The organism is uncultured Jatrophihabitans sp. (assembly GCF_964244045.1).
GTDB lineage: Bacteria > Actinomycetota > Actinomycetes > Mycobacteriales > Jatrophihabitantaceae > Jatrophihabitans.
Map to the genome: position 1 here is coordinate 95809 of NZ_CAXTHK010000011.1, position 9091 is coordinate 104899.

Genomic DNA, 9091 nt, shown 5'->3' on the forward strand with positions numbered 1-9091 from the left:
TGGATCCGGAACCGCCATACCGGCCGTCCGTGCCGACCGTCACATCGATTCAGTACGGCCGCCTCATGCTGACAGGAGACTGCATCCACGTGTGCAGCACCCGTAGATCTTTTCGGATAGTCGCCGCGAAGATGTTGCCCTGCTTGCGCGCCAAGATATTCAAAAGCTTTTGAGTGGCAATGAGGAGAGTTTCGGCGTGGTCGTCGGACCGAAGCTTCAGGACCTTACGCACCTTCGCGCTCGATGCGCGATTTAACCCAAGGTTCCACTCCGTATACACATCTATAGGAATCGAGAAGGCGGGATCAAACGAGGCCACCGTCTTATGCAGCTCGCGCCGCGTCCATCGATACACGAAGTTCGGTATCGCACTGCCGTCGACGCCGCCCGACACGTAGTCAGCACCAACGACGGCAGGCAGCTCGTATCGAAATATCAAACCACTTCGCTCTCCCGCCCGCATCAACGGGGAGTCCTGATTTTCGACAAACACGACCGACTTGCGCGCGAGCCGGTACATCTCGTACAAAGCCTCCTGCGGCCTCGAACAATGATGAAGTCCAGAATGTGCGATCACGTGATCAAAAGATTCGTCACGGTGCGGCATTCGATGAGCATCGAATCTTCTCGCTACCGTATCACCCGTACTCACCGATCCGGGGGCGATATTCGCGAAGTGGCAATTCACCAGTCCAGCAGCCGCGCAAACCGTCTCATCATACGAACCAGCAAACTGAACTAGGACCGAGTCGTCACTGCTAATCGATCCGTTGGCAACCTTCGATTTCAGCAACTGAGCGAACGTACCAGCCCCAGGCTCATTCATTCCGCTATAGTAACGCGATGACCCGTGCATCCGTTGTAGGGGCATGTCACGCTGCGCGCAACGACGCGCCCTACGTAAGGTAGGCAGTACCGTGAAGACCGACGGTGGTGTGGTCATTGGCGACTCGTTCGCGCGCGGGACCGGATCAAGCGACGGCGTGGGCTACCCAATTTTGCTTGGCCGACGTCTGGACTGTCGGATTCGCGTGGTGGCCGCCGGCGGTTGCGGCTTCGTAAACACTGGCAGATGGGGTCCGCACCGCAGGCGGAGGTGGCTGGTGCCGAAGACGGCCGAGTTCCTGCTGATTCAGTCAAGTGCGAACGACCGCAGGTCACCCGATCAAGCAATTGAGCAGGCCATGAACGACTACCTTGATCGGCTGCACTTCTCGGCGCGAGTGATTATTACGGGGGCCATCTGGTGTGGTCAGGACGAGCGAAACTTGCTGCATCGGGTGACAGCTGTTGCCCAGTCCGTGGCGTCAGTTCGCGGTGTCGAGTTCATCGACACGCGGGAATGGCATTTGGAACCGTCTCTGTTCCATGAAGACGGCCATCCGACAGATGATGGACACGACGCCATAGCCGAAATGCTCGCTGACTCCATCGAAACAACGATTACGAGAACCTGAGGGGGCCTTGCGATGGGTCACCGTCGTGGTGTTGTTGGCGATAGTGCGCCCGGCAGGCCTTCTCAGTTTGCGTGGTGGGTATGGCCGTAATCAAACGTGTAGCCGTGCTGCCAGCCGACTCGCCGTCCGGACAGCAGGCCGAAAAGAGCTATCTCCGGACGCAGCTTCGTACTGGTGCGATCTGGTCGCTCATTTTTCAAATAGCGTCCAAATCATCATTGTTTGTCATCGGTGGTGTCGCCGCGCGACTCTTATCAGTCCAAGACCTTGGCCGATTATTCGCGACGCAAGGCCTTCTCATTCTACTCGTCGCCGTAGCGGACCGAGGAATTTCTCTGTATCTCGAACGTAACATTGCCGCGGCGCGGCTACGGCGCGGATCCCTACGTGTGCAGTTCGTTGTCCGGGCTATGGAATCAGTCGCATCCTTCGGCATCTGTTTCGTGGGCTTCACGACCTTCACGACGTACTCAAACGGCGTTTGCGCATGGTTTTCCTTGGCCTTTACGGCAATGTACTTTTCAATCACCACTAACGCCGCGCTTCAAGGTTTCCAAAATTTCAGGACGAGTGCCTTGACACAAACGACAGGACGACTCGTCTACCTAGCCGCCATCTTGCTCATCGTGGCCGCCGATGAGCGGTCGATTGCCGGGGTCGCCGCGGCCTGGGCGCTCGGTGAAATTACGATCGCAGTTACTCAGTCAGTATGGATACTAAAGTCTCGTGCAAGAGGCGGGGGGTACGCGCAACACGTATACGCAGCGGTCCCGCGAGATTCCGCGATTCGCTCGTACCGCCGACTTGCTGCTCGCGCTGTTCCGTATTGGATATCTGTCGTTGCATATCTTGCCTATAATCGCGCGGACTCGACGATTGTCTTGTTGTTTTCAAACGCGCGCCAAGCGGGCCTGTATGCGCCGGCCAGCAACATCCAAACTGCCCTAATGGTAATTCCGTCCGCCCTCACGGGCGCCATGGCCGTCGTAGGGGCGGCAGCAATCGGGCGAGGAGAGGCCAGCACCCGGGACCTGCTCGCAGAAGTAAAGCGGCTCTCTATCCGAGCCGTGCTCGCAAGCCTTGCGCTGGCGGCAGCGGCTACCGCGATAGCTCCGTATATAATCCTTGTGTTTGCGGGTCGCGCCTATCAGTCGTCGGACCTGCCTACTCGAATAATCGTATGGAGCCTACCCTTAAATGCGGTCGAGTTTAGCCTGCTGGGCTTACTGATTTCACTTGGATTCCCCGGAAAGACGATTTGGTTCTACTTGACTACGCTCAGCGCATCGCTTGTCGCTAATGCTGCGCTGACCCCTCACTTCGGCGCAGTTGGCGGCGCCTGGGCGGCAGTGATCCGGGAACCATTCGGTTGCGCAGTATTGATCTACCATACGCGTCGGTCGATCCGTGGAACATTAAACCGCACACCTGCACGACATCAAGCCCAAGCGGAGTAAAGTCGTCAGGGTCGATTACACGTTCGAATCTCGCTCAGACGACCCGGGCCGGATTGCCGACAACGACCGAATGTGCAGGCACATCGGCGATCACTACAGCTCCGGCCCCAATTATCGCCCCGTCCCCAATGACGATTGGTCCAATGATCACGGCGTTAGCGCCGATGACAACGTCCGCGCCGACGACCGGTGGTTGCGCGTATCCGTGCTTAGTGCCGATGGTGACGTTCTGGTAAATAACGCAGCGCGGGCCAACTGGTGAAGCAGCGTGAATAGTAATTCCGTAAGGGTGGGGCAAGATCAATCCCTCGTAGTCCTGAGCTCCGATATCGCCGCCGAGCAGCAAGCAAACTAGCTTCAGGCCCCGATGGTTCCGGCGTCGCGCCAACCACAACAGGAACGCCGCGGGCTTCGGGTTGGTGAGCGGTGTGTCCATCGCTGACTCGCCAGGATTCATGTTCACCTCCACAAGGCTCGAGAATCCGGCTTCTCAACAATCTGGCTCTCGTATTCTCTATACGCCTGATCGACACCGGAGGAACGTTGACCGCCGCGTGAAGTCGTCCTCAGTTCCAGCGTCGAACGGGCAAACCCCACCCCAGCGGGCCAGCGTCCACCAACGAGATACCGCTGACCGTACTATAGGCCCATGAGACTGAACCTTGGCTCAGGGCACAGCGCCATCGATGGATGGACAAGCATCGACCGCTCGCCAAGCATCTTTCTCGACCGAATTCCCGGTTCAAAGCGGCTGCTGCGTTCGCTCCATGTGATCGACGATAGTCAGGCCAAGCGTTGGGATCCTGCCGTAATCAGGGCTGATATTCGGCGGTTGCCCTACGCGGATGCGACGGTTGACGCCATTTACAGCTCACACGCGTTGGAACACTTGTATTTCGATGACGCGCGGGCAGTCTTGGTCGAGTCGTATCGAGTCTTGCGGCCGGGAGGCGTTATCCGCCTTGCCCTCCCAGACTGTGAATCTCACGCTCGGGAATTGGTCGATGCGTTGGCTGGTAACGCTTCGTCAGCTGACGCTGCTTTAGCCGTGCGCGTCTACAATGAAAAGCTTCTCGCGTTTCCTTCTGCCAAACCACGCGGACTGGATGCCGTGAAGCGGGCAGTGGGCGGTCATATCCACCGCTGGCAGCCGATGTATCCCTTAGTTAGATCGATGCTTGAGGAGATAGGATTCGCGTCGGTAACTCGGTGTGTATTTCAGGAGGGGCGTACGCCAAATTTGCGTGATATAGAGACTCGCGCCGAGAGCTTCTTCGTCGAAGGAGAGAAGGCGTAGTCGTGATAGTGGTCAGCGCGCCCTACCCCGAGTCGGCAATCAGAGCGATCTCGATGTATGCCGCCGCCGAGCGGCAATTACACATGCATTTCAGCCGTGGCGGTCTGAGCCCAGCTGGACGACCCCTTTCTCGAAGGAGAACGCGAAGGTCCCTGGCTGATACATTCCCTTGGGGCGTGGCGAGTACTCCACTTGCGCATATAAATGAGCTGGCGAGGCTTGCAGCCAAAGCCGGGCGATTCCCGCCGGCCGCGCAGGTGGCACTGATGTACCGACAATATGCGAGGTTCGACAGGCTGGTGGCCGCCAGGTTGACTGATCGGGACCAGACGCTATTCGGAATGCCTGGCGCTTGCCTTGACGCGTTTCGCCAAAACCGCAAGTTGGGTGGGTTCAACGTGTTTCACGCTGTCAATGCGCACCCTTTGGCGCATAACGCGGCGTTGTTGGAGCAACATGAGACGGAGACCGTTCGAGGCGAACTCATTCCTGACGGTGCAGCCGCTCGAGTGAGTGAAGAGCTTGAGACCGCAGATATGGTGCTTTCGCCCTCACAATCGAACACGGCTGGACTCGTGCGGTTCGGTGTTCCGTCCGAAAAGATTGCGACGGTTGGATACGGCGTCGACCTTGCTCGATTTGACGTTTCGCTCGGGAGTGATGCTACCCCCGATGGGGCAGAGCCGATACGGCTATTGTTCGTTGGGCAGATATCTTTTCGCAAGGGTGTAGATACGCTCATTTCAGCGATGCGTGCCCTCGCGGACAATTTTCTGCTAACGATGGCTGGGCCCATTGTTTCGCCATCTGTCCTCTTAGATGTTCCGGCAAATGTTCGGATCTGTGGCTCGGTGTCGCAAGAGCACTTGGCCCACTTGTACAACGAAGCCGACGTCCTCGTTCTACCAAGTGTCGAGGACGCGTGCGCGCTAGTTACTTTCGAGGCGGCGGCGACCGGCCTGCCGGTCATTACGACTCGCGAGAACGGTGCTTCAGAATATTTGAACCGACGCGCCCTCATGCTCGTGCGGAGCGCTGACGCTGGCTCGCTTGCTAGCGCATTGGGTAGCGTTACGAAACTGTCCCTGGATGTAAAGTTGCAAAATCGTGCTGACCTGCTGGAAACGCGGCAGGTGGTCGACTGGGCTGAGTACGCAGAGCGAGTGATGAAGCGCGTCACAGAAAGTGGAACTGTCCACCGCTAGCGCGCCCTCAATTTGCCGCGCGGGCAGACATGTGTTCGCCGTCGTGCGCGGCCGTCTTGGGCTCAGCACTATCGTCCTAATACTTGAAGGAGTTAAACATGACCCTGAGGCGAGTCATGCGCAAATCTGCTCTGCTTTCAAGGGTGAATTCCTACCGCGTGCGCCGACACACTCGAATAATCGAAGAACTTCTGTCGTACAGCCCGAACTCAGCGGCCCCGGCAGAGGTTCTTTCTCGGCTTGCTATCCAATCAGTGCGCCAATCTGTCGCGCTAATGTATGAACTGTCGGAAACAACTGCTAGTTTTACACCTTTGAATCCTGAGGCTTTTCAGACCAGCATCTGGGACGGCGACAACCACGATAACCCGATTCGGCAAGCGGAAACGCTGACCCACGCGCTAAGCGAGGCTCTCGAAAAGTTCGGCAGTGACAAATCGACGGTGCACAACTACCACCTGGTGTATGCAGCAATTCTAGGTACGCTGCCGTCGGCCGCCGCAATCCTCGAGTTCGGACTTGGGACGAACAACGAGGATGTCCCTTCCACTATGGGTCGAAATGGAAGGCCGGGGGCATCCCTGCGAGCTTGGCATGCGGTTCTACCTGACGCTCAGGTCCTTGGCGCGGACATTGACAAGCGGATTTTGTTTGACGAGCCGCATATCTCAACGTTTCATGCCGACCAAACCGACGATGCGTCCATGGCGCATCTGTTGACTCGCCTGCCCGAGAAACTCGATCTGATTATTGATGATGGCCTACATTCTCCGAACGCGAATCTTCGCGTCCTGCTTTTAGGCCTTCGACTCGTGACAGTGGGCGGGTGGATCGTCATTGAGGACATCCGTCCATCAGCGGATCAGCTCTGGGCGGTCATTGCGCGTCTCGTTCCTGCAGGCTATCGCTGGTGGTACGTCAGGGCGCGCGCCGGCGATATGTTCGTAGTCCGCCGGCTGGCGTAGTTGTCTGGTCTGTCGCACTTATACGGCTGATCCGGAACGAGGGTGTAGTCGAGGTCGGAAGCCGCCTGCCTCGAGTAGTGATCTTGCGATGTAGTGGGTGAGGTTGCGGAAGCCGAGGGCGGTGCCGCGTAGGTGTTCCAGGCGACCGTTGATGGCTTCGGTGGGTCCGTTGCTGGTGTGGGGTCGGTCGAAGTAGGCGAGCACGTCGGCGGCGCGCCGGTTCAGCGTTCGGCCCAGGGTGATCAGCTCTGTGAGCACGGTCGGGACGCCGGCGCGTAGCTCACCGATGATCACGCTCAGTGCCGTCTTCGCGGCGGCGCGGTCGGGGTCGCGGTAGGTGGCGACGATGCGCTGGTAGTAGAGCCAGGTCGCTTCGACCTGCACGTGCGCGTCGTTGTTGAGCACCGCGGCCAGTCGCTTCTTCTGCTTGTCGGTGAGCAGGTCGGCGCCGGTGCGCAGCACCCGGCGTGCGCCGTAGAGCGGGTCGCCGGTGCGGCCGCGGTGACCGCAGGTCTGTTGTTGGATGTGTTGCCGGCAGCGATCCATCGCGCCCCCCGAACCGGACGTGCGACTTTCACCGCATCCGGCTCTCCACACGCTCACGCCAGGCAGGCTGGTGCTGACCGCGGTGCTGGGGTCCACGGTGTCGGAATCCGGTCTCCGCGGTAGCTGTAACGGACGATCGTCACCGCTGCCGGGTCGAACATTCGTATCCCGTCGTGTTCCGGCCACCACCCGCGAACGGTGTAGCGGCGGCGCAACGACTTACAGGACGCGCGGCGGTGTTTGTCCCGCAGCCACGCCAACACCCGACGCCACGTGTAGTGGCGCAGGTAGCCGAACGTGGCGTTGGAGACCGCGTGCCGGAAGTAGGTGGTCCAACCCCGAAGAGCAAGTTCCAGCTGTCGCAGGATCTCGCTCAACGGCTGGTTCGTGCCCTGCCGGGAGATCGCCTTGACCTTCCTCGCGATCGACGCGAGCGCCTTCTTCGAGGGGTAGGTGTAGACGTATCGTTTCCCGTCGCCCTGCTTGGCTTGACGCTGGATGCGGAAGCCGAGCAGGTCGAAACCATCGTCGATGTGTGCGATCCCCGTCTTGTCCGGGGCCAGGCGAAGCCCGACCCCGGACAGGATCGCCGCCACCGTCGCGTGCAGCGCCTGCGCGTGTGCACGTGTCCCGTTCACCATGATCACGAAGTCGTCGGCGTATCGCACCAGGCGATAGGTCGCTAATCCGTGACGGTGTCGGCGGGCCCGGTCGACCCGAGTGGCGCTGGTCTGCTGCCATGCCTCGGCGAAGTGATCGTCAAGGTCTGACAGTGCCAGGTTGGCCAGCAGCGGGGACAAGATCCCGCCCTGGGGCGTGCCCGTCCGCGTTTCCCGCGAGACCTCGTCCTCACCGAGGATCCCGGCCTTCAGGAACGCCTTCACCAGCGCGAGCACCCGCTTGTCTGCGACTCGTCGACGTAACCGCTCCATCAGCGCGGTGTGGTCGATGTTGTCGAAGCACGCCTCGATGTCACCTTCGAACACCCACGTGTATCCGTTGCGGGCGAACATGTGCACCTCGGCGATCGCGTCGTGCGCGCGTCGGTTCGGTCGAAACCCGTAGGAGCACGGCTGGAAGCCGGCCTCCAGGATGGGTTCCAGGACGAGCAGCAAGGCAGCTTGAACGACGCGGTCGCGGGTGTCGGGGATGCCGAGGCGGCGCCACTTGCCCGCCGCTTTCGGGATCATCTTCTCGCGCACCGGCAGCGGAGCGAAGCTCCGCTGCTTCAGGTCCTCACGTAGATCGGTGAGGAACGCGTCCACGCCTCGTCCGGCTTCGATCGAGCGGGCGGTCTGTCCGTCCACTCCTGCCGAACGGGCTCCCTTGTTCGCCCGGATCCGGTTCCACGCCATCATCAGCGTGCCCGGATCCGCCACGAGGTTGAACAGGTCATCAAACCGGCGATCAGGATCATCACTGGCCCAACGGTGCAGCTTCGTCTGGATCCCCAGTACCCGTGACCTTGCCTCAGCAAGGCTCGGCCACGACGCGTCGGTATCACCGGCGACCTTCTGGCATTCCAGTCCTCAGACTGCGAACGTGCTGTCGCCCTTCCCCATGTGCGCGGCTTCCCGCGCTCGGAGTACTACGGCGACTCCGCCCCGTCCCGGTCCCGTCAGCTGACGACGAGCCTGACTGCCGACCTGCTGGTTGCAGGCCCGGACAGTCGAGACCGGGACGGTTCCCATTTTCACTGCGTGCCGATCGATGAGGGCAGCGCCCAGCTCTTCCCCGACAGCCTCGCCACGAGTACGCCGCAGACATTCCTCGTGACCTTCAACGCCGACGTTGCTATCCGTCGCTGAAGTCGCCTCACCGCATTGCGGCTCGGCGTGCACTGCTGCCCGGCCCATATCCACCAGATTGGAGCCGGTTCCACGCTTACGGGGGTTCAACCACTGGTTCACTTGCGTTACGCATTCCCATCTCGCTAGCCAGGCCCGCACCGTCTGGCAGTACCAGCACGACCTGTCGTTGTCGGGGCTGCTCGCCACCCTCCCCAGCGTCTCCTGGATCAGGCTGCCCCCAGCTTCACCGTGATGCTGCGACACCACGGCGGCGGCGGTCTCTCACCCCCGCTCGAACACACAGCGCCTCATGGCGCACAGCGGCGACGTGGAAGGGGTCCATCACGGCGACCGCGTCCGGCACGGTGTCGGCG

General features: G+C 60.3%; 9 protein-coding genes and 1 pseudogene. 6 read left to right on the forward strand and 4 right to left on the reverse strand.

Annotated elements, in window-relative coordinates; translation table 11 throughout:
* Positions 1-49 precede the first annotated feature (49 nt).
* Positions 50-826, reverse strand: a complete 777-nt coding sequence (locus ACFFC4_RS10755) for a methyltransferase domain-containing protein (protein ID WP_375500612.1) — start codon at positions 824-826, stop codon at positions 50-52.
* A gap of 91 nt (positions 827-917) precedes the next feature.
* On the opposite strand from ACFFC4_RS10755, the gene ACFFC4_RS10760 reads away from it, so the two are divergent.
* Together ACFFC4_RS10760 and ACFFC4_RS10765 are read left to right on the forward strand one after the other, a co-directional pair.
* A complete protein-coding gene (locus ACFFC4_RS10760; RefSeq protein WP_375500614.1) occupies positions 918-1457 on the forward strand; it encodes an SGNH/GDSL hydrolase family protein in 540 nt (179 codons plus the stop codon).
* 80 nt (positions 1458-1537) lie between these two features.
* Positions 1538-2914 (forward strand): polysaccharide biosynthesis C-terminal domain-containing protein, encoded by a 1377-nt coding sequence (locus tag ACFFC4_RS10765; protein ID WP_375500616.1) that lies wholly within the window; start codon positions 1538-1540, stop codon positions 2912-2914.
* 34 nt (positions 2915-2948) lie between these two features.
* Here ACFFC4_RS10765 and ACFFC4_RS10770 read toward each other — a convergent pair whose 3' ends face one another.
* The gene (locus ACFFC4_RS10770) at positions 2949-3350 is read right to left on the reverse strand and encodes a serine O-acetyltransferase (RefSeq protein WP_375500618.1); all 402 of its coding nucleotides are present in this window, start codon (positions 3348-3350) and stop codon (positions 2949-2951) included.
* 213 nt (positions 3351-3563) lie between these two features.
* On the opposite strand from ACFFC4_RS10770, the gene ACFFC4_RS10775 reads away from it, so the two are divergent.
* From ACFFC4_RS10775 to ACFFC4_RS10785, 3 genes are all read left to right on the forward strand, one after another.
* Positions 3564-4211 carry a methyltransferase domain-containing protein gene (locus tag ACFFC4_RS10775; RefSeq protein ID WP_375500620.1) on the forward strand — a complete coding sequence of 216 codons (648 nt, stop codon included), beginning with the start codon at positions 3564-3566 and terminating at the stop codon, positions 4209-4211.
* A 176-nt stretch (positions 4212-4387) separates the two neighbouring features.
* Positions 4388-5416 (forward strand): glycosyltransferase family 4 protein, encoded by a 1029-nt coding sequence (locus ACFFC4_RS10780; protein WP_375500622.1) that lies wholly within the window; start codon positions 4388-4390, stop codon positions 5414-5416.
* A gap of 98 nt (positions 5417-5514) precedes the next feature.
* Positions 5515-6381: a hypothetical protein gene (locus ACFFC4_RS10785; RefSeq protein WP_375500624.1), complete on the forward strand. Its 867-nt coding sequence runs from the start codon at positions 5515-5517 to the stop codon at positions 6379-6381.
* Between the two features lie 18 nt (positions 6382-6399).
* Here the strand turns inward: ACFFC4_RS10785 and ACFFC4_RS10790 are convergent.
* Positions 6400-6939, reverse strand: a pseudogene (locus tag ACFFC4_RS10790) (transposase); the annotation flags it as partial.
* A 41-nt stretch (positions 6940-6980) separates the two neighbouring features.
* Entirely contained in the window at positions 6981-8306 is a 1326-nt protein-coding gene (gene ltrA, locus ACFFC4_RS10795) for a group II intron reverse transcriptase/maturase (protein ID WP_375500626.1), read from the reverse strand.
* A 183-nt stretch (positions 8307-8489) separates the two neighbouring features.
* On the opposite strand from ltrA, the gene ACFFC4_RS10800 reads away from it, so the two are divergent.
* Positions 8490-8735, forward strand: a complete 246-nt coding sequence (locus ACFFC4_RS10800) for a hypothetical protein (protein WP_375500628.1) — start codon at positions 8490-8492, stop codon at positions 8733-8735.
* Positions 8736-9091 lie beyond the last annotated feature (356 nt).